The organism is Anaerobacterium chartisolvens (assembly GCF_003337415.1).
Lineage (GTDB): Bacteria > Bacillota > Clostridia > Acetivibrionales > DSM-27016 > Anaerobacterium > Anaerobacterium chartisolvens.
In genome coordinates, this window is record NZ_QPJT01000007.1 from 119,350 (window position 1) to 138,801 (window position 19,452).

The following is a 19,452-nucleotide window of genomic DNA, read 5'->3' on the forward strand; positions in this document are numbered from 1 at the left end:
ACCTTTTAGTAAAATATTTCATTAGCCCATAAGCAACAAATTTATAAAATGTTCTATTTAGTATAACATATATTATATTTATAGTCTAATAAGCACCCGTGCTTCTATCAAGGAGTCCGGATAAATAAACAAAATTAACTGTCCGTAAATAAAAATACCTGTGTTATAGTCAAAATAGCTGTAATATTTGCAAAACGGATATGCAAAAAAGCTTATAGTTGATTATATATCAGTAAGGCAGTCGGCACAATATTATTTGATACATATTTAACAATTTATTCAATATCGGAAATTAAAAAATGACCCTTAAGGGTCATTTTTCGGCTTGCAGTATCTTTTTGAGAAAGTGCCCTGTATATGAGCCTTTTACTTTTACAATATCCTCCGGCGTGCCCTGCGCCACTATTTCCCCCCCTTTGCTCCCGCCTTCGGGGCCAAGGTCGATAATGTGATCGGCTATTTTTATAACATCAAGGTTGTGCTCTATGACAACTACCGAATTACCCGATTCAACCAGCCTGTGAAGTATGTCCGTCAGCCTGTGCACATCCGCTACATGAAGCCCTGTAGTGGGCTCGTCCAGTATATATATGGTGCTTCCCGTGCTGCGTTTGGAAAGCTCCGACGCAAGCTTTATCCTCTGGGCCTCCCCGCCTGAAAGGGTTGTGGAGGGCTGTCCTATTTTTACATATCCAAGCCCCACATCCCACAGAGTTTGAAGCTTTCTTTGTATTTTGGGGATGTTCTTGAAGAATTCCAAGGCATCCTCAACCGTCATCTCCAGAACGTCGGATATGCTTTTCCCCTTATACCTTACCTCAAGCGTTTCCCTGTTGTATCTTTTTCCCTTGCACACCTCGCAAGGCACGTACACGTCAGGCAAAAAATGCATCTCTATTTTTATAATTCCGTCTCCATGGCACGCCTCACAGCGTCCCCCCTTGACGTTAAAGCTGAAGCGTCCTGTCTTATAGCCCTTCATTTTTGACTCGGTAGTACCCGCAAACACCTCTCTTACAAGGTCAAACACTCCTGTATATGTCGCGGGGTTGGATCTTGGCGTTCTCCCTATGGGAGACTGATCTATTTCTATAACCTTGTCAAGATGCTCTATACCCTTTAAGGAGGTATGCTCCCCGGCCCGGGTTCTTGCCCTGTTAAGCTCGGCGGCAAGCCTTTTATAAAGTATTTCATTTATCAGAGAGCTCTTTCCCGAGCCCGAAACTCCTGTGACACATGTGAGAACCCCTAAAGGTATCTTTACGTTTATGCCCTTGAGATTGTTCTCCGAGGCTCCTTTTATCTCCAGCCATTTCCCGTTGGGCTTCCTTCTCTGCGCCGGAAGCTCAATTTTCTTCCTTCCGCTTAAATACAGCCCTGTCAGTGAATTTTCACACTGCTTTATTTCATCCACAGAGCCCTCGCACACCACATAGCCTCCGTGAACTCCCGCACCGGGTCCCATGTCTATTATGTGATCGGCGGCGTACATGGTATCCTCGTCATGCTCTACAACAATCAATGTATTTCCTAAGTCCCTCAGTCTTTTAAGCGTCTCAAGCAGCCTGTCGTTATCCCTCTGGTGGAGCCCTATGCTTGGCTCGTCAAGTATATACAGCACCCCCATGAGTCCCGAGCCTATCTGGGTGGCAAGCCTTATTCTCTGCGCCTCGCCTCCCGACAGCGTCCCTGCCGCTCTGGACAGCGTCAGGTAATCCAGTCCGACATCCACTAAAAAGCCCAGCCGTGCATTAATTTCCTTAAAGATCTGCTGTGCTATTATTTTGTCCCTCTGCCTCAGCTCTAAATTATTGAAGAATTCTCTGCAGTCAACGACCGACATGCGCACAATTTCATCTATATTCCTGCCTCCGACGGTAACGGCCAGGCTTTCCTTTTTCAGTCTGGCTCCCTTGCAGTCGGGGCATGGCGAGCTGCTCATAAATCCTTCATAGTATTGCTTCATTCCATCCGACTGTGTTTCCCTGTAGCGTCTTTCGCTTATATTTATAACACCCTCAAAGGCGCTGAGATAAGAGCCGCTTCCGTATTCCCTCTCATACTCCACCTTTATTTTTTCTCCCTTTGTGCCGTAAAGAATTAAGTCGACTATATTGGGCGGCAGCTTTGCAACAGGGATATCAAGCTTAAATTTATAATGCTTTGCCAGTGCGTTGAAAAACATTCTGGAATACGCGTCCTCATTTTCAACATTCCAGCCGCTAATGGCTATAGCTCCTTCGGCAAGAGATTTTGATTCATCAGGTATAATCAGGCTGCGGTCAATATTGAGAAGCGTACCTAAGCCGCTGCAGGTGGGACACGCCCCAAAGGGGTTATTAAATGAAAACATTCTGGGAGTCAGCTCTTCAATGCTGATACCACAGTCGCTGCACGCAAAGTTCTGGCTGAACATAAGCTCTTGCTGTCCGTTTATATCCACTACCGCTATGCCGCTGCTTAAGTTAAGCACCGTTTCCATTGAATCCGAAAGCCTTTTTTGAATCCCCGGCTTTACAATAAGCCTGTCCACCACAATTTCCACAGTGTGCTTTTTGTTTTTGTCCAGGGCTATTTCGTCATTTACGTCCATAACCTGCCCGTCAATCCTTACCCTTACATAGCCTCCCTTCTTTACATCCTCAAGAAGCTTATGGTACTCTCCCTTTCTCCCCCTTACTACAGGCGCTAAAAGCTGTATCCTTGTCCCTTCCTCCAATGCAAGAATTTGATCCACCATCTGGTCAACCGTCTGCTGGGAAATTTCCTTTCCGCATACCGGGCAGTGCGGTATTCCTATTCTGGCATACAGCAGCCTTAAGTAGTCGTATATCTCCGTCACTGTCCCCACCGTAGACCGGGGATTTCTGCTGGTGGTCTTCTGATCAATAGAAATTGCGGGTGAAAGCCCGTCTATATAGTCTATATCGGGTTTTTCCATTTGACCTAAGAATTGTCTGGCATATGCCGACAATGACTCGACATACCGCCTCTGCCCCTCCGCATATATGGTATCGAACGCAAGAGAGGATTTGCCCGATCCGCTCAGCCCCGTGATAACGACAAGCTTGTCTCTTGGTATCTCAACATCGACATTTTTAAGATTATGCTCTCTGGCCCCTTTTATAAATATGTTATCTCTAATCATAGCCTTTCACCTGTTAAATAAAAATTTCGAAAATAAGGTTGAAATGTATTCCCCCTAATTACGCTTATTACATTATACCAAACTGTCAGAAAAACGCAAACGCTTGTTCTCAAAATCTTTTTCGTCAACCCCGCCTTAAAACATTTTAAGCTATATAGGATGCAATAAAGATTTTACAAACATAGAGGATATAATTGCTTACAGAAATTTTTAATAGCAACGTAAGACTCTAAGAGTCTTCAAGACGCCTTGCGGGGAAATGTCTCACGGGTATGTCATCAGGCGCTTTTCTTAGATGTATTCCTTACGGGTCAAAAAAATTTCTTTCATCAAATTATATCCTCCACGTAAAATCTTTATTGCTAAATATATAGCCGATCCGAAAGACAAAATAATAAGCCGGACAACGCCACAGTAAATGGCATCGCCCGGCCTGTCATGCTGCTTATATGCCTGCCTTCAGCACACGCCCCGCTTAAGCTCATGTGAAATTATTTCTTCAAAAACCGTGTGAATATTCGCCTTCAATTCCACACCCAGACTCCTCAGCACATGATCGAATGCCTTTAAGACAGCATAAATTTTCTCATTCCGGCAGTTCTCTCCCATATGGCCTATGCGAATTACCCTGTCCTTCAGAAAATCAAAAGCTCCTCCAAGCATAATTCCGTGCTCTTCATACAGCTTGCTGCTGAGTTCTTCAAACGATACCTCTTCGGGCAGCATAACAGTGGTAACGGTACTTGAAAAGCTTTCCACAGGGTAGAGCCGCAGTCCCGCGGCAATCAGGCCCTCTCTTACCGCGCCGGCCGCGCTCCTGTGCCTTTCAAGAGCGGTTTTATCCCTGAGCAGTCTTCTTACCGCTTCTCTTAAAGCATAAATATCATTTACAGGAGGAGTGTAAGGAAACCATTTGTCCTCATACCAGGTCTTCCAATGAGCCAGACTGCAATAAAAGCCTGCTATGGGAGATTTTCTGTTTAATATTTTGTTCCACGCAAGCTTGCTTATGCTTAAAAAAGCAAGCCCCGGAGGTGCGGACAGACATTTTTGCGAGCCTCCTATGACAATGTCCATTTGCCATTCATCCACATAAAGCCTTTCTCCTCCCACGGCAGACACAGAATCTACAATGGTTATAATTCCATACTCCTTTAACATCGGGCAAATTAAGTCAACAGCGTTTGTAATTCCTGAAGGAGTTTCACAGTGGACAAGCGTTGCCGCCTTAAAATTGTTGTTCTCCTTTAAGAATTCCCTTAATCCCGAAACATCAATGCCCTTATGGTAATCTGATATAAAATAGGTGACATGCGCGCCATATATGGTGGCAAATTCTCCAAAGCCCCTTCCGAAAACACCGTTGTCTATGCACAGGATATTGTCTCCCGGCTCTATAATGGAGCAGCACGCCGCCTCAAGTCCCAGAATTCCCTCACCGTTTAAGATAACGACATCATTTTTCGTGTTCATCAACTGCTTCAGCTTTCCGCAGGTGTCTTTGTAAAATTCATAAAATTGCAGATCTAAATCCGGGTTTACAATTTCCGTGCTCATTGCCCTTCTTACATCCTCGTGTACATATGTAGGTCCCGGTGTCATTAATAATGGTATGTTCATATATTAGTCCCCCCTCCGTAAATCTGCCGGCATCCTGCCTGCCGGATATAAATTGTGCCGCAAGCCGGCCACTAGACCGCAAGCTTAAATTTCTTTATACAATATGCCGCGGGTATTGCCCCAAAAGCCCCTGCTGCAATTTGCACAAGGTTTCCCGGTATGGATGTCATGGGAGATATCCAGTTTCCGTAAATAAGGCCCTCCGCCCCATAATAGCCCGCTACCATCCATACTCCTCCCAAAAGTATTGCAAGCCAGTTCCATAGAGCCTTTTCCCCGTTTCTTTGCGCCGCGTGTGACACACTCCCGATGATATACCCCATAACCCCTCTTATTACAAATGTAAACGGAGCCCATATGACATAAGGTGACAAAACATCAAACAGAGCCATCCCAAAAGCCCCTGCAATTGCGCCTTTTTTCTTTCCGAAGATTATTGCGGATAAGAATAAGGCTACATTTCCAAGATGAATAAGTCCTCCGTTAATTGAAAATGGCAGCCTTATGTTGATAAACGCAGTCGATATAAAAACCATTGCAATTAAAAGCCCGCAGACCACCATATCTCTTAGCTTGAAGCCTGTATTCCCTGCGGCATTCACTTCTAAATTCCGTACGTAATTTTTTTGCATATCCTCACCCCCTCAACACTTTGTATCGATACAATTTAAAATTGTATCGATATATTACAGGTATTTTAATAACTGGGGAGAGTTTTGTCAATACAATTATTGTTAAAACAATTTATTGTTAAAATAATTACTGTTAAAACAATTTGTTGTTTAAAATTTTATCCGCCACTCCTAGCTTAAGCAGGACAGAGGACAGAAGATATCCCAATACCACACTTACACCGCCTTGTATAAGGTTAAAGGGAAGCTCTGCGATTGCAGCCGCATATCCAAAGGTCTTGTCAAATATCCCCAGAATATAGCATTCGGCAATGAAATACCCTAAAACCATAATCAGCGCCGCGGCGACAGCCCCCGCTATTCTTAATACTTCCTTTCTTTTGTGTGCGTTAGAGCGTTCGGCCACAGCACCTGCCACATACCCCTCAAGTCCCTTCACTATAAAGGTAATGGGAGCAAAAATAATCCCTCCGGGAGACGCAAGGTCTGCTATTGCAGAGCCTATTGAGCCTGAAATAAGTCCGCAGCCTCTCCCAAACAAAATTGCTCCGACTATTATAACCGAATCTCCAAAATTGATATACCCCGGAGGTACAGGGCCCGGTATGCGTGTGAAATACGTACATAGAAAAACAAGCGCTATAAACAGGCCGTTTACTACAACCTTATTTGTAGTGTTACTCAAAACATCTCCCCCTTTTACAACTGTATCGGTACACGTTTAAATCGTTCCGAATTGTTAAAAGTATTTTAATGATTAAGGGGAATTTTGTCAATATTTTTTTATCCGTTCAGAAGGGTTAGGTAGGCATATTTTTCATCATTAATTATAATTTTACTGATTCCGCAGTTATCTACGCTAAAACGCCATGAATCCTCAATTTTCATTCCCAGCAAGTAGGATATTATTTTTCTTACACAGCCCATATGTGTTACTATGATAAAAGTCCCCTGGCTATGGCAGAGCAATTGGTCTATGAATTCTGTAATTCTTCTGTATGCCTGTATTGTGCTTTCTCCTCCCTCCACGCAATAATTTATGTGATCTTCTACCCACAGCGCGTGCTGCTCGGGAAAGCCGCTAATAATCTCATTATACGTAAGGTCGTCCCATATTCCAAAATTGCGTTCCTTTAATGCGTCTGAAGGCTTTAGAGCTACATTAAAATTTTCATTGATGATTTCAGCGGTTTTGGAAGCCCTTTTAAGAGGGCTACAGTATATCCCGTCAACCCTTGTCCCTTTAAGCCTGTCTCTTGCTCCGCGCGCCTGCCGTAAGCCCCGCTCATTCAGTTCCACATCCGTCCAGCCTAAGTATGTACCTTTTTTATTGCTATCTGTTTCTCCATGCCTTACTAAAATCAGCTCCAGCATTTTTACCGCCTCCTCTTATAAAATCACCACAGCACATAAGCAAAAATCAGAAATATTGACTGATTAAGCTCGCATACCGCTCCAAGTATATCCCCCGTCGCCCCGCCTATTTTCCTTGACAAAAGCCTTGCAAGCACAACCGACGTGACAGGAGGTATAACAGACAGCGGCATCCTTTCGTATCCTGCCGCCAAAAAAAATATCAGCATGTACATGGCCAGCCCCAGCGCCACTTCCCACGCACCGCACCTGTCGATAAAGCTTTTGCCAAGCCCCGCTCCGCTTCTTGCATACCTTGAACAGCCCGCCGCCGTCAAAGAGCCTATTCTTCCCGCGACGGGAAACAGAAGTACAACCCACGTTATACGGGAGGCAGGAATGCCGGACATCACCGCCCAATTAATCAAAAGCACACATACTATTGCAAGCACAGCATTAGTTCCCACACGGCTGTCTCTCATTATTTCAAGCATCCGCTCCTTCGGCCTTCCCGAAAACAGCCCGTCGAAGGTATCGCCCAGCCCGTCTAAGTGCAGGCCCCCTGTAAGCATTACATATGCCGCAAGCAAAAGAGCCGAACAAACCGCCGGAGGAAATATGAGGCTCAAGCCATAATGCAGCCCCGCCAGAAGCCCGCCTAATATCAGGCCTACAATCGGAGCAAAAACAAGCCCCTTGCCCATGTCCTCCTCAGTAACCTTTAAATTAACGGTAATCGGTATGGTTGTGAGAAATTGCAGCATCAGTATAAAACGCCTTAAAAACACCATGTTATATGTCCTCTTATCATATTAAAATGCAATAAAAAATTTATATGGCAAATATAATTGGTGAAAGAAATTTTTATTGACCCGTAAGGAATACATCTAAGAAAAGCGCCTGATGACAGACCCGTGAGACATTTCCCCGCAAGGCGCCTTTTCGTTGCTGTTAAAAATTTCTGTAAGCAATTATATTTGCTATGGCGGAATACCCTTTATTTAATCCTCACCGGTATGCCCGAAACGCAAAAATACACCTCTCCCGCCGCCTCGGCAAGCATTTGGTTAACCCTTCCCGCCATATCCCTGAACGCTCTTGCCGACGCGTACTCCGGCACCAATCCCATGCCTGTCTCATTGGTAACGGCAATAAAAGGCATGGGCAGACCTTTAACCTCATTTATCAGCTTCTTTATCTCAATTTTTATATTTTTCTCAACCTCGTCCCGGCCGAAGGCATCCACCGCCTCCCAGTCGGTATAGCTCTCAAACATAAGGTTTGTAACCATTATTGTAACGCAATCCAGTAAAACACCGTCCTTGCCTGGAGCATGGCTTCTCAGAGCCTCGTCCAGATCCCTGTGCGCCTCAAGCGTTTCCCAGTGCTCAGGCCTCTGCTGCCTGTGCCTGCTTATCCTGTCCCTCATTTCCTCATCAAGAGGCACCGCCGTGGCAATATAAAGTATGCTATTCCCCATGCCCTTTGCCAATTCTTCCGCAAACCGGCTTTTTCCGCTCCTCGCGCCGCCGGTCACAAGTATAAGCCTTCCCATGCCGCTCCCCCTTTCATTCCGCTAGTCCTTCCTTTGCAATATCTGTCCGAGGGCTTCCACAGCTCTTGCGTTGCTTTCTCTATCCTTTACGGCAAGCCTGAAATAGCTGCTGTCTAAGAATCTGAAGCTTGAGGCATCCCTTATTAGAATTCCCCTCAAAAGCATTTCATGCTTTAGCCTCTGTGCGGTAAAGTTCGTGCCGCGTATTCTCACCAGAATAAAATTTGAGGAGGGGGCAAAAGCCTCCAGCCCTTCAATGCCGCAAAGCCCAGTATAAAAACTGCCTGTTTCCTCCCCCAGCCATTTTGCGGTTCTGTTTAGATAACCGTCCTCATCCTTTAAAACACTCCCGATATCCCCTGCAAACAAATTTACAGACCATGGCAGCTTGCTATCCCACATTTTTTTTATAAGCCCGGCATTGCCTATGCCATATCCCAGCCTCAGCCCCGGTACGGCAAACACCTTTGTAAAGGCCCTTATAATAAAAAGGTTGTCATACTCATTAACATAATGCACCATGGAGCTTTTATTGCCCGATGCCGTAAGCTCAATAAACGCCTCATCTATTATAACATTTATTCCCCTTCGCGATGCATATTTTATAAGACTTACAAGTTCATTCCTCTCGTAAAGCACAGACGTAGGGTTATTTGGGTTGCACAGCAAAATAGCATCGGTTCCGTCATTTAAGCTCTCTATCAGGGCATCAACATTGAGACGGAAGCCTTCTTTGCGTCTCAGCTCAAAATATACCGCCTCTGTACCGTATCTTGCTGCCGCCGCTTCATATTCCGAGAAGGTGGGCGAGGGTATTAAAACCCTTTTTGGCCTTAGTGCCTCAAACAGCAGGAAGATCACCTCCAAAGCCCCGTTCCCCACTATTATGCGGCTGCCGCACACCCCAAGGTAATTGGAAATGCACTCCTTAAGCCCTGTACACTCAGGGTCGGGATAGCTGCTCAGGCTGTTTACATTTGAAGCTATTACGTCCTTTATTGCCTTGGGAACTCCCAAGGGGTTTATGCTGGCACTGAAATCCAGTATGCTGTCCGGTGGAATGCCGTATTCTCTGGCTGCCTCGTATATGTTGCCGCCGTGCCGCCGGGTATATTTTTCTTCTGTCATGCCAATAGCCACTCCTTTTTTATCTACAAAAGAAATTTCACTGCCGCCGCAGCGCCCAGAGCCACAGCCACGGTTATTGCCGAAGCGGCATACATAAGCCTTATGGTGTCCCTTATATGGGAGGGCCTGAGGAGAACGCGCGGATCGCCTATGGCGGGCTTTTCCACCGTCTGCCCAAAATACACATTACTTCCCCCTATCTGCACGCCCAGCGCTCCCGCCACTGCCGCTTCGGGATAGGCGCAATTGGGGCTTTTGTGGTTTCTTCTGTCTCTTAGCATTATTCTCATGCTGCCTCGAAAATCCATCCCGCACAGAAGGGCCGCCAACGGAATTATAATGCCTGAAAGCCTGGCAGGAATATAATTGGCGGCATCATCCGCCTTGGCAGAGGCTCTTCCGAAATTTATATACCTTTCATTCATATACCCAACCATTGAATCCAGAGTGCTTACCGCCTTGAACGCATATGCAAGGGGAGCGCCGATTCCGAACACAGAGCCGACGGCGGCATAAATGACAGGCGATATCACGCCGTCAACAGTATTCTCGGCAGTTGTCTCAACCGCACCTCTTATAACCTCCGGCTCACTAAGTTCCTTCGTTTCCCTTCCAACAAGCATGGACAGCCGTCGGCGGGCCCCGGCAATGTCTCCTTCGGCAAGCACCGCATAAACCCTCCCCGCCTCATTTGCCATGCACCTTGCCGCAAGTGAGGAATATATAAAATATATGTTAGCGGCGTGAAAAAGCCACGGGCTTACAAGCATGGCAGCACCGAGGATCGCCCAGACCGAAGCAAGGGTTATTAACGGTGCCGCCACAGCAAGCACCAGCCCCGCATACCTCTCTCTTCTGCCCATATCCTTATGGCTGTGCGCCTTACCGCCCGATATAATTTCCCTAAGCACCCGCTCAAGCCTTTTAACCAGCCAGCCTATGCCCCTTACGGGGTGCGGAAGCCAGTGCGGGTCCCCGAAAACCAAGTCCAGCACATATGCAATAAAAACATCTGCCAAAAGCTGAAACGGCAAGTCTTATCCCCCCTATGCCATGCCCATTATTTTATAGACTGCTTTAATATCAATGCTGCTCCTTAAAATATCCGCCAGCTTGTTATACTGCTCCTCCTTGAACTGACTTGCGTTGCAGCCGCCCTGCTCTAATGGCATAAGCCCTTTCTTTTTCCTCAGATTGTTTATAATTCCCCATGTAAAGCTCATATTGTCAAATATACCATGCATATATGTGCCGTAGACAGTTCCGTCTTCATTGCGCACACCTCCGGCACAGGCCCGCTCTGTTTGTGAAGCAGTGTGAAGGCTAAGATACGGAATACATCCATCCATATGCCTTGAAGTACCCATATGTATCTCATAGCCCCGTATGAATGTGCCCTTAAGCCCCTCATTAAGCGCCGCATCGTCGGTAATTTCACCCTCTGCCTGCGTGGTGGTCTTCTCCTCCTCAAAAACAGTTTTTATGTTAAGCAGTCCCATTCCATCGATCCCTGCAACGTCGGACTCTGTTTTTAACGGGTCTTGAATATCAAGCCCAAGCATCTGATAGCCTCCGCAAATGCCAAACACCGTTACACCATCGCTGTTCATTCTCTTTATTTGCTCTTCAATGCCTGTTTTCCTGATAAAGCTCAAATCATCTATGGTGTTTTTTGAGCCGGGAAGGATTATCATGTCGGGGCGGCCCATTTGCTGTACGCAGTCAACATACCTGAGCCTTACCCTCGGAATATTGTCAAAGCAGTTAAAATCGGTGAAATTGGAGATGTGAGGAAGCTTGACAACCGCAATGTCAATATCGGCATTTTCCGCCTCCCGTCCCCTTGAAAACCTCTCAGTTACACTGTCCTCGTCGTCTATGCCGAGCCTTGTCATCGGCAGCACCCCAAGAACGGGTATATTAATTATGTCCTCAAGCATTTTAAGCCCCGGCCTGAGTATTTCTATATCGCCTCTGAACTTATTTATTATTACTCCCTTGACCCGCTGCCTCTCTTCTTCCGTCAAAAGAAGCATGGTCCCCGCAAGCGAAGCAAAAACCCCGCCCCTGTCTATGTCGCCTACAAGCACAACCGGAGCGTCTGCAATTTCCGCCATGCCCATATTCACTATGTCCTTGCTCCTCAGGTTTATCTCTGCGGGGCTTCCCGCCCCTTCTATCACTATTATATCGTTTCCTGCCGCAAGGCCGTTGTATACCTCCCGGATCATATCCCGCAACTCGGGCTTAAAGCGGTAATACTCCGCCGCCGACATGTTTGAATGAACCCTTCCGTTTATAATGACCTGAGACTTTTTATCGGTAGTGGGCTTCAACAGAATTGGGTTCATATCGGCAGACGGCTCCACCCCTGCCGCTTCAGCCTGTACAACCTGTGCTCTGCCCATCTCCCTCCCATCCTTTGTGATAAAGGAATTGAGCGCCATATTCTGCGATTTGAAGGGAGAAACGGCATACCCGTCCTGCTTAAATACCCTGCACAGGCCCGCAGTTACCCAGCTTTTTCCTACCGAAGATGCAGTACCCTGTATCATAATGCTTTTAGCCTTCAAAATTTATACACCTCTGTTTCTTAATGCTCTGTACCGGGAGCAGCTTGCCGCAAAGGCTTGGGCAATGGACGGGTTTGACCAGAAATGAATGTGAGGGTACCCCGCCAGCATACTATAAAGCTTATAGCCGCAGCGCCAGACCCTTTCCTCCGTCCCCCTCCTTTTCTTTCGCACCTTAAAGCAGGTGCCCACACAAGGGTCAACCCTTGCGAATGAGTAATGGAATTCGTGCCCCCTTACAACCTCTCCCTTTCTCGATACCACGCTGTCGTGCTCCATCTCTATCTCAACATAGCCAAACCTTTGCAGTGACGAAGCCATTTCACATTGCCCGGGCAAAAGGCCGGCCATCTCAAACTCTCTTCCGCTTTTATCGGTAATGCTCCGGCACATATACATGAGCCCTCCGCATTCCGCATATGTGGGAATTCCGCCTGTTACGGCATTTTTAATGCTTGTCCTCATATGGGCGTTTGCCGAAAGCTCCTCTCCCCAAACCTCGGGATATCCCCCTCCGATATAGAGCCCGTCAATGTCTCGCGGCAGCTCACCATCACAGGCGGGGCTGAAAAATTCCAGCTCGGCCCCCAGCATTTCAAGCATGTCCAGATTATCCCTATAGTAGAAATTAAACGCCTTGTCCATTGCAACGCCTATTTTTATTCCAGGGTATACTATTTCGGGAGCAAATGGGCTGTGGCAATGGAAAACAGCCTTAGAATCCCGTGCCAGCCTTAAAAGCAGCTCCAAATCAACAGTGCCTGCAAGCTCCTCCGCCAGAATATCCAGCTTTTGTCCAAGCCCCTCAATTTCCCCGCCCGGAACCAGTCCAAGGTGCCTTTCGGGAAGCTTATACCGGCTGCTGCTTTTTAAATACCCTACGGCCGCTATGCCTGTCCTTTCCTCTATTGCCTCCTTGAGAATTGAGAAATGAGCCTCTGAATTTACATTATTAAGTATTACCCCTTTAATATCTGCTCCGGGGTCAAAGTCCTTAAAGCCCCGTATTACTGCGGCAACACTTAGAGCGGCACCCTTTGCGTCAACCACAAGAATTACCGGAGCATTTATTATTCCCGACACATGTGCCGTACTGCCCTCGGAGGAGTACACTCCAAAGCCGTCGTAAAATCCCATAACCCCTTCTATTATGGCTATATCGGCCCCTTCGGAGCCTGTCATAAACAGGTGGGAAACAGTTTGGGGGGTGAGCATCCAGCTATCCAGATTTCTGGAGGATCTTTGTGTGATGAAGGTGTGAAACATAGGGTCTATGTAGTCCGGACCCACCTTAAAGGGCTGAACCTTAAGGCCCCTTTTCATGAGAGCCGCCATTATTCCCGTTGAAACGGTTGTCTTGCCGCAGCCGCTGTTTGTTCCCGCTATTATGAGCCGTGGTATTTGCGGCATATGCATCACCTCGTTTAAAGAATTAACTCACCCCCGGCCCCTCTCTTTTCAAAAGAGGGGAGCAAAGCCCTACATATCTCCCCCCTCTTTTGAAAAGAGAGGGGGGCAGGGGGGTGAGTAGAACATCCCCGCCTAAACCGACGCAGCCCTGTCGGCAATTATGTCGGCCAGCCTGTCGTCGTCTCCTATATGCCTGCTCAGCTTAATTTTAATATGGGGGTATTTTGCCCTTATTTCCTCCAGCTCACCCGGAATATCCTGTGTTACATGCACACCGTCAAAAATAAACATCGGCACTACCTTTATACTGTCCGCCCCCTCATCCACAAGCCGCCGGATTCCGCTTTCAAGATCCTGCTCCGAAAATTGCAGGTATGCCGCTTGCACAAACTCCGAGCCTGTCCTCTTTTTTACCTTTTCCACAAGGGAATTTACTATTGCCTCCGTCTCCTTTATCTGACTCCCATGCGCTAAGATTAATATACTGTTCATTATAAAAACCTGCCTTTCTTTAATTTGTTGTTTCCTTAAGTCGTAAGAACGCCGCTCCAATAGCCTGCTCCGTTGTTTTTATACCGGCTTCGGTATGGGCATGGGATACAAACATTGTTTCAAACTGTGAGGGCGGAAGGTATATCCCGTTTCGCAGCATTTCCCCGAAATACCCGGCGAACTGCCGCGTATCGCTTTTTACCGCTGTTTTAAAGTCACTTACCGGCTGCCGTGTAAAAAACGGGCTGAGAGCAGATCCCACCCTGTTTACATGCAGAGGGATTTCATACCTTTCGGCAGAGCTGTTAAACGCTTTTTCAAGCCTTTCGGCCTTTTTATCTGTTTCACTGTATATTGAAGGGTTATCCCTTAGTATTTCAAGGGTTTTTATTCCCGCCGCCATGGCTACGGGGTTGCCCGACAGCGTCCCTGCCTGATAGACAGGCCCTGACGGCGATACCAGCTTCATTATATCCCGCCTGCCTCCATATGCCCCCACAGGCATTCCCCCTCCTATAATCTTGCCAAGCGTCGTAATATCCGGCAGCACTCCATAATACTCCTGCGCTCCTCCGTAAGACACCCTGAAGCCCGTTATTACCTCATCGAATATTAAAACCGCTCCGTGTTCCGCCGTTAATCTTCTCAAAAGCTTCAGAAACTCAATATCGGGAGGCACAAGCCCCATATTTCCCGCAACAGGCTCTACAATAACCGCCGCTATCCTGCTGCCTATGTCGGCGAAAATCTCCTGAATTTCCAGACAGTCATTATAGCAAGCCGTTACAGTGCTTTTGACATAGTCCGAAGGCACACCCGGGCTGTTGGGAACGCCCATGGTAAGAGCGCCTGAACCCGCCTTAACAAGAAGCCCGTCCCAATGCCCGTGGTAGCAGCCCTCGAATTTTACTATTGCATCCCTTCCGGTGTATGCCCTTGCAAGCCTTACGGCACTCATGACGGCTTCGGTACCGGAGTTTACCATCCTCACCATTTCAACTGAAGGTACTGCGTCACAAATCATTTGAGCCAGCACAACCTCCTTCTCTGTAGGCGCTCCATAGCTAGACCCGTCCTCCGCCGCCTTTTTTACCGCCTCCACCACCTCGGCCCTTGCGTGGCCAAGGATCATAGGCCCCCATGATCCGACGTAATCAATATACCTGTTTCCGTCGGCGTCAAAAATTTTTTCACCCTTTGCCTTAAGAATAAACGGGGGCTTCAAGCCCACAGGCCCAAAAGCCCTTACAGGGCTGTTCACCCCTCCGGGTATTATCATTTTTGCCATCTCAAACAGCTCTTGCGACCTCGCATTATCCATCGCCCTTCACCACCCTTTTTCATATATGTAAAGTTTTTACGCAGAGGATATAATTGTATGGAGGAAATTTTTTTGACCCGTAAGGAATACATCTAAGAAAAATGCCTGATGACAGACCCAAGAGACATTTCCCCACAAGGCATTTTTCGTTGCTGTTAAAAATTTCTGCAATCAATTATATCCTCTGCCCCGTTGTTACTAAATCCACTGTGCAAGCTGCTTTGCAAAATAGGTAATAATTATTCCCGCTCCGGCACGCCTTATAGCCGTCACCGACTCAGTCACGGCAGCCCTCTCATCAATCCAGCCCTTCTGTGCCGCCGCCTTTATCATTGAGTACTCTCCGCTGACATTATACGCGGCAACAGGCACATCAAACCTTTCGCTGACATCCCTTATAATGTCAAGATATGCCAGCGCGGGCTTTACCATTATAATATCCGCCCCCTCGTCTATATCAAGCCGCACCTCTCTTAACGCCTCTTTTCTGTTGCAGAAGTCCATCTGATAGCCCCTTCTATCTCCAAAGGCCGGCTTTGAGCCCGCGGCATCTCTGAACGGCCCGTAAAAGGCAGAGGAATATTTTGCACTGTATGCCATTATTGCTTTGTCTGTAAGACCATTTCTGTCCAGAGCTTTTCTTATCTCCCCTACTCTTCCGTCCATCATGTCCGACGGCGCGACAACATCGGCCCCCGCATCGGCGCAGCTAAGCGCCGCCTTAACAATGAGCTCAACCGAAGGGTCGTTTAGAACATGCCCGTCCCGCACAACGCCGCAGTGTCCGTGGCTTGTATATTCGCAAAGGCATATGTCCGCCATGAAAATCATTTGGGGAAAATTCCTTTTGCACTGCTTAAGAGCTGTCTGTACAACTCCATTGTCGTCATATGCCCCACTTCCCACATCGTCCTTTTTGTCCGTCACTCCAAAAAGCAGCACACCCGGAATTCCTAAGCTCTGCACCTCCTCAAGCTCCCGCATAAGGCAGTCTGACGAAAAATAGTACACTCCGGGCATAGAAGGAATTTCTCTTTTAATCCCCTCCCCTTCAACAATAAATATGGGGTAAATCAGCTCGTCCACAGAAAGCCTGGTTTCTCTCACCAGCCTTCTGATCCACTCTCCCGTCCTCAGCCTTCTGGGCCTCTTAATTATATCCATAAAGCAGCACCTCCCTTACAGTCCTCCGAGCAGTACATCCACCAGCCCGTCTATAGTGTACCTATCCGCCACCGCCCAAACGTCGATCCCTTTCTCACGCGCCGTTTCAGCAGTTACCGGCCCTATGCACACCACTCTTGCCTTACCTATTTTCTCCGTCCCCGCCATACCTACAAAGCCCCTTACGGTAGAGGAGCTTGTGAACGTAATGTAATCAATGCCTCCGCTTTCCAAAAGCTCCATTGCACGGCTGTTTGCTTCATCTGCCAGTATGGTTCTGTATACCGCCACATCGTCATATTGTATGCCGTTATCGGCCAGTATCTCACAAAGCCCTTCTCCCGCTATATCTGATCTGGCAAGAAGCACCCTTTCTCCAGGCTTAACCATGCCTGCCAGACCACTTGCAAGCTCCTCCGTGGTGTAGGCCCGAGGAATATAATCTGCATTAAGCCCGTTTTTGGCAAGCTCTGCGGCAGTTGCCTCACCTACAGCACACAGCCCTATTCCCGACAGCTTCCTTATATCTATTTTTTTCTCCCTCATCCTTCCAAGGAAAAACCCCACTCCGTTTGTACTTGTAAACACCAGCCAGCGGTACTCCTCCAGCCTTTCAAGGGCAGCATCAACAGCCTGCATTTGCCCGGCCTCCGCTACTGCTATAGCCGGAAGCTCTATTGCCTCTCCTCCCAGCTCCTCTATCCTCCTTGACAGCACACCTGCCTGCTGCCTTGAACGCGTCACAAGCACCCTCTTTCCGGCAAGAGGCCCCCTGCCGAACCATGCCAGCCTGTCCTTAAGCTCCACTACCCTTCCTACCACAACCACCGCCGGTGACTGTATTCCCGCCTCCGAAGCAGCACGGCATATGTCTCCCAGCGTTCCGCACACCGTTCTCTGGCGCACAGTAGTACCGTTTTCTATCACCGCCGCCGGAGTTGAAGCGTCCTTTCCATGCTTTATAAGCGATGCCGTTATATCGGGAAGGCTTTTTACTCCCATGAGAAACACCAGAGTCCCCTCAAGTTCCGCAAGCAGCTCATAATTGATTTTCCTTCCCTGCCCGTCTGCCCTCTCATGCCCCGTTATAATGTGCAGAGACGATGAATAGTCCCTGTGGGTGACAGGTATTCCGGCATACGCAGGCACAGAGACGGCGGATGTCACGCCGGGAATTATTTCAAAATCAATTCCCTCTTTTAAAAGAGCTTCGGCCTCCTCGCCTCCCCTTCCGAACACAAAAGGGTCTCCGCCCTTGACCCTGGCTACCTTTTTGCCTTCCAAAGCTCTGCTCACCAGTATTCTGTTTATCTCCTCCTGGGGTACGGTATGGCAATGGGGCATTTTGCCCACATATACAAACTCGGCTTCAGGCCGTGCCATGCTTATGGCCTTATCATCCACAAGCCTGTCATACACTATTACGTCAGCCATTCCAATACATTCCGCAGCCCTCAGCGTCATTAGCTTCCAGTCCCCCGGACCTGCCCCTATTATGTATACTCTTCCTTCAGACAACTCTGCAGCCCTCCTTCTCTATCTCCCCAACACAAGCTCCGCCAGCCTTTGACCCAGCCCCTCGGCATTTTGCTTATTTCCCTCTATGCATTCCCTTCTCATATCTGTCTTGCTTTCAGACGCATACATTCCGTAAACCCTCATCACATCGCCCTCAATAACGGCATGGGCAGCCACAGGCTTGCTGCAGCCCCCGTCAAGCCTGTGCATATACGCCCTTTCGGCGCTAAGGCATAGAGCCGCCTCCTCACAGTGGACGCTTTCCATGAGGTAAGAGGCATCGTAGTCCCCTCTGGCTTCGATGACTAAAATGCCCTGTCCCGCAGCGGGTATAAAATCCTCCGCCTCAAAGCACTGTGTACACCTATCCTCAAGTCCCATTCTCTTAAGCCCCGCCATAGCAAGCATAATGGCGTCGTATTGTCCGTTCGTAAGGCTGTCCAGCCTTGTAAGCACATTTCCTCTAAGCGGACTGACGGTTACCATGCTGTTCCTTTGCAAAAGCTGCACCTCTCTTCTGACGCTGCCGGTGCCTATAACAGAGCCTTCCCCAAGCTCCTCCAGTCTTTTTCCGTTCCTTGCGACAAGCACATCCCTAGGGTCCTCCCTTTCAGACACCGCGGCAATAACCAGTCCGTCAGGCAGAAGAGACGGCATATCCTTAGCACTATGTACCGCTATATCTATTCTTCCGTCTATAAGGGCATTTTCCAGCTCCTTTATAAAAAGCCCCTTTCCCCCCAGCTCATCCAGCCTCTTGTCCAAAATCAAGTCCCCCCTCGTTTTAATGGGAACCAGTTGGAAATTATATTGCGGAAGCCTGGCTCTTACCATCTCCGTTATCAGCCTGCTCTGCGCTATCGCCAGCCTGCTCTCGCGCGTGCCCACCCTAATCGTTTTCATAATCGGCGTACCCCTCAAATATCCTCTCCAGCCTTAGCAAAAGCTGCTGCCTTTCATACTTCTCATAGCAGCTTAATGCTTCATCCATTATTTCCCGCAATGCCCTTTTTCTTTTTTCCTCATTTTTTATTTCTTCCTTGGCTCTCACCCTGAACGGCTCCAGTAAGTCCACAGCCTCCCCCCAATATGGAGGGATGGATGCCCCAACATGCTGTCTTACCTTTTTAGACATCGATGGATACCTGCCTGAGGTAGAAACACCCACCACCAGATCCCCCCGCCTTACAATTGCGGGAAAGATAAAGGTACACTTTTCGGGGTCATCCACCGTATTTACCATTATGCCCCTTTTGACACAGCTATTGTACACACTCTCATTGACCGCTTCATCATCCGACGCTGCAATAGCCACAAAGGCTTCACTTAAGTCGTCCTCCCTGTATTCTCTCAGCAGGAGGTCTATTTGCCGCATATCCGCCAATTGTACTATTTCATTCACCGCATTGGGGCTTACTACAGTAATAGCAGGGCCAAACGCCATAAGCGCCTCAATTTTTCTCGCTGCTACATTTCCGCCTCCCACTACAACACACCTTTTCCCTTTTAAGTCCACAAACATAGGAAAAACAGGCATT

The 19,452-nt window shown here is 47.9% G+C and carries 17 protein-coding genes; all 17 read right to left on the bottom strand.

The genetic code is table 11. The features are described from left to right. Positions 1-313: 313 nt before the first annotated feature. On the bottom strand, positions 314-3,148 hold the full coding sequence (gene uvrA, locus DFR58_RS07880; RefSeq protein ID WP_114297269.1) for an excinuclease ABC subunit UvrA: 2,835 nt from the start codon (positions 3,146-3,148) through the stop codon (positions 314-316). 459 nt (positions 3,149-3,607) lie between these two features. Beyond that, entirely contained in the window at positions 3,608-4,768 is a 1,161-nt protein-coding gene (locus tag DFR58_RS07885) for a pyridoxal-phosphate-dependent aminotransferase family protein (protein ID WP_114297270.1), read from the bottom strand. 71 nt (positions 4,769-4,839) lie between these two features. Further along, positions 4,840-5,400, bottom strand: coding sequence for an ECF transporter S component (locus DFR58_RS07890; RefSeq protein WP_114297271.1), 561 nt, complete (start codon positions 5,398-5,400; stop codon positions 4,840-4,842). 133 nt (positions 5,401-5,533) lie between these two features. Next, on the bottom strand, positions 5,534-6,085 hold the full coding sequence (locus tag DFR58_RS07895) for an ECF transporter S component (protein ID WP_114297272.1): 552 nt from the start codon (positions 6,083-6,085) through the stop codon (positions 5,534-5,536). Between the two features lie 98 nt (positions 6,086-6,183). Further along, the gene (gene cobC, locus DFR58_RS07900) at positions 6,184-6,774 is read right to left on the bottom strand and encodes an alpha-ribazole phosphatase (RefSeq protein WP_114297273.1); all 591 of its coding nucleotides are present in this window, start codon (positions 6,772-6,774) and stop codon (positions 6,184-6,186) included. A 23-nt stretch (positions 6,775-6,797) separates the two neighbouring features. Then, complete coding sequence (gene cobS, locus DFR58_RS07905; RefSeq protein ID WP_114297274.1) at positions 6,798-7,544, bottom strand: adenosylcobinamide-GDP ribazoletransferase; 747 nt, start codon at positions 7,542-7,544, stop codon at positions 6,798-6,800. A gap of 206 nt (positions 7,545-7,750) precedes the next feature. After that, positions 7,751-8,308 carry a bifunctional adenosylcobinamide kinase/adenosylcobinamide-phosphate guanylyltransferase gene (gene cobU, locus DFR58_RS07910; RefSeq protein ID WP_114297275.1) on the bottom strand — a complete coding sequence of 186 codons (558 nt, stop codon included), beginning with the start codon at positions 8,306-8,308 and terminating at the stop codon, positions 7,751-7,753. A 21-nt stretch (positions 8,309-8,329) separates the two neighbouring features. Further along, positions 8,330-9,448 carry a threonine-phosphate decarboxylase CobD gene (gene cobD / locus DFR58_RS07915; protein ID WP_207659155.1) on the bottom strand — a complete coding sequence of 373 codons (1,119 nt, stop codon included), beginning with the start codon at positions 9,446-9,448 and terminating at the stop codon, positions 8,330-8,332. 11 nt (positions 9,449-9,459) lie between these two features. Further along, positions 9,460-10,470, bottom strand: coding sequence for an adenosylcobinamide-phosphate synthase CbiB (gene cbiB / locus DFR58_RS07920; RefSeq protein WP_207659156.1), 1,011 nt, complete (start codon positions 10,468-10,470; stop codon positions 9,460-9,462). Positions 10,471-10,482: 12 nt separating this feature from the next. Continuing rightward, positions 10,483-11,991, bottom strand: a complete 1,509-nt coding sequence (locus tag DFR58_RS07925; RefSeq protein ID WP_114297345.1) for a cobyric acid synthase — start codon at positions 11,989-11,991, stop codon at positions 10,483-10,485. A gap of 21 nt (positions 11,992-12,012) precedes the next feature. After that, complete coding sequence (locus DFR58_RS07930) at positions 12,013-13,419, bottom strand: cobyrinic acid a,c-diamide synthase CobB (protein WP_170138077.1); 1,407 nt, start codon at positions 13,417-13,419, stop codon at positions 12,013-12,015. Positions 13,420-13,551: 132 nt separating this feature from the next. Further along, positions 13,552-13,911, bottom strand: coding sequence for a sirohydrochlorin chelatase (locus DFR58_RS07935; RefSeq protein ID WP_114297278.1), 360 nt, complete (start codon positions 13,909-13,911; stop codon positions 13,552-13,554). Positions 13,912-13,930: 19 nt separating this feature from the next. Next, complete coding sequence (hemL, locus tag DFR58_RS07940; RefSeq protein WP_114297279.1) at positions 13,931-15,232, bottom strand: glutamate-1-semialdehyde 2,1-aminomutase; 1,302 nt, start codon at positions 15,230-15,232, stop codon at positions 13,931-13,933. A 198-nt stretch (positions 15,233-15,430) separates the two neighbouring features. Further along, positions 15,431-16,396: a porphobilinogen synthase gene (hemB, locus tag DFR58_RS07945; protein WP_114297280.1), complete on the bottom strand. Its 966-nt coding sequence runs from the start codon at positions 16,394-16,396 to the stop codon at positions 15,431-15,433. Positions 16,397-16,411: 15 nt separating this feature from the next. Next, on the bottom strand, positions 16,412-17,914 hold the full coding sequence (cobA, locus tag DFR58_RS07950; protein WP_114297281.1) for a uroporphyrinogen-III C-methyltransferase: 1,503 nt from the start codon (positions 17,912-17,914) through the stop codon (positions 16,412-16,414). 18 nt (positions 17,915-17,932) lie between these two features. Beyond that, on the bottom strand, positions 17,933-18,817 hold the full coding sequence (gene hemC, locus DFR58_RS07955) for a hydroxymethylbilane synthase (RefSeq protein WP_114297282.1): 885 nt from the start codon (positions 18,815-18,817) through the stop codon (positions 17,933-17,935). Then, on the bottom strand, positions 18,804-19,451 hold the full coding sequence (locus DFR58_RS07960) for a precorrin-2 dehydrogenase/sirohydrochlorin ferrochelatase family protein (protein ID WP_114297283.1): 648 nt from the start codon (positions 19,449-19,451) through the stop codon (positions 18,804-18,806). The genes hemC and DFR58_RS07960 overlap by 14 nt, the downstream gene beginning before the upstream one ends. Between the last annotated feature and the right edge of the window lies 1 nt (position 19,452).

Excerpts from the sequence above, each read along its gene's own strand:
- uvrA (WP_114297269.1), bottom strand. The coding sequence starts at position 3,148 with ATGATTAGAGATAACATATTTATAAAAGGGGCCAGAGAGCATAATCTT.
- DFR58_RS07885 (WP_114297270.1), bottom strand. The coding sequence starts at position 4,768 with ATGAACATACCATTATTAATGACACCGGGACCTACATATGTACACGAG.
- DFR58_RS07890 (WP_114297271.1), bottom strand. The coding sequence starts at position 5,400 with ATGCAAAAAAATTACGTACGGAATTTAGAAGTGAATGCCGCAGGGAAT.
- cobC (WP_114297273.1), bottom strand. The coding sequence starts at position 6,774 with ATGCTGGAGCTGATTTTAGTAAGGCATGGAGAAACAGATAGCAATAAA.
- cobS (WP_114297274.1), bottom strand. The coding sequence starts at position 7,544 with ATGGTGTTTTTAAGGCGTTTTATACTGATGCTGCAATTTCTCACAACC.
- cobU (WP_114297275.1), bottom strand. The coding sequence starts at position 8,308 with ATGGGAAGGCTTATACTTGTGACCGGCGGCGCGAGGAGCGGAAAAAGC.
- DFR58_RS07925 (WP_114297345.1), bottom strand. The coding sequence starts at position 11,991 with ATGATACAGGGTACTGCATCTTCGGTAGGAAAAAGCTGGGTAACTGCG.
- DFR58_RS07930 (WP_170138077.1), bottom strand. The coding sequence starts at position 13,419 with ATGCCGCAAATACCACGGCTCATAATAGCGGGAACAAACAGCGGCTGC.
- DFR58_RS07935 (WP_114297278.1), bottom strand. The coding sequence starts at position 13,911 with ATGAACAGTATATTAATCTTAGCGCATGGGAGTCAGATAAAGGAGACG.
- hemL (WP_114297279.1), bottom strand. The coding sequence starts at position 15,232 with ATGGATAATGCGAGGTCGCAAGAGCTGTTTGAGATGGCAAAAATGATA.
- hemB (WP_114297280.1), bottom strand. The coding sequence starts at position 16,396 with ATGGATATAATTAAGAGGCCCAGAAGGCTGAGGACGGGAGAGTGGATC.
- hemC (WP_114297282.1), bottom strand. The coding sequence starts at position 18,817 with ATGAAAACGATTAGGGTGGGCACGCGCGAGAGCAGGCTGGCGATAGCG.
- DFR58_RS07960 (WP_114297283.1), bottom strand. The coding sequence starts at position 19,451 with ATGCCTGTTTTTCCTATGTTTGTGGACTTAAAAGGGAAAAGGTGTGTT.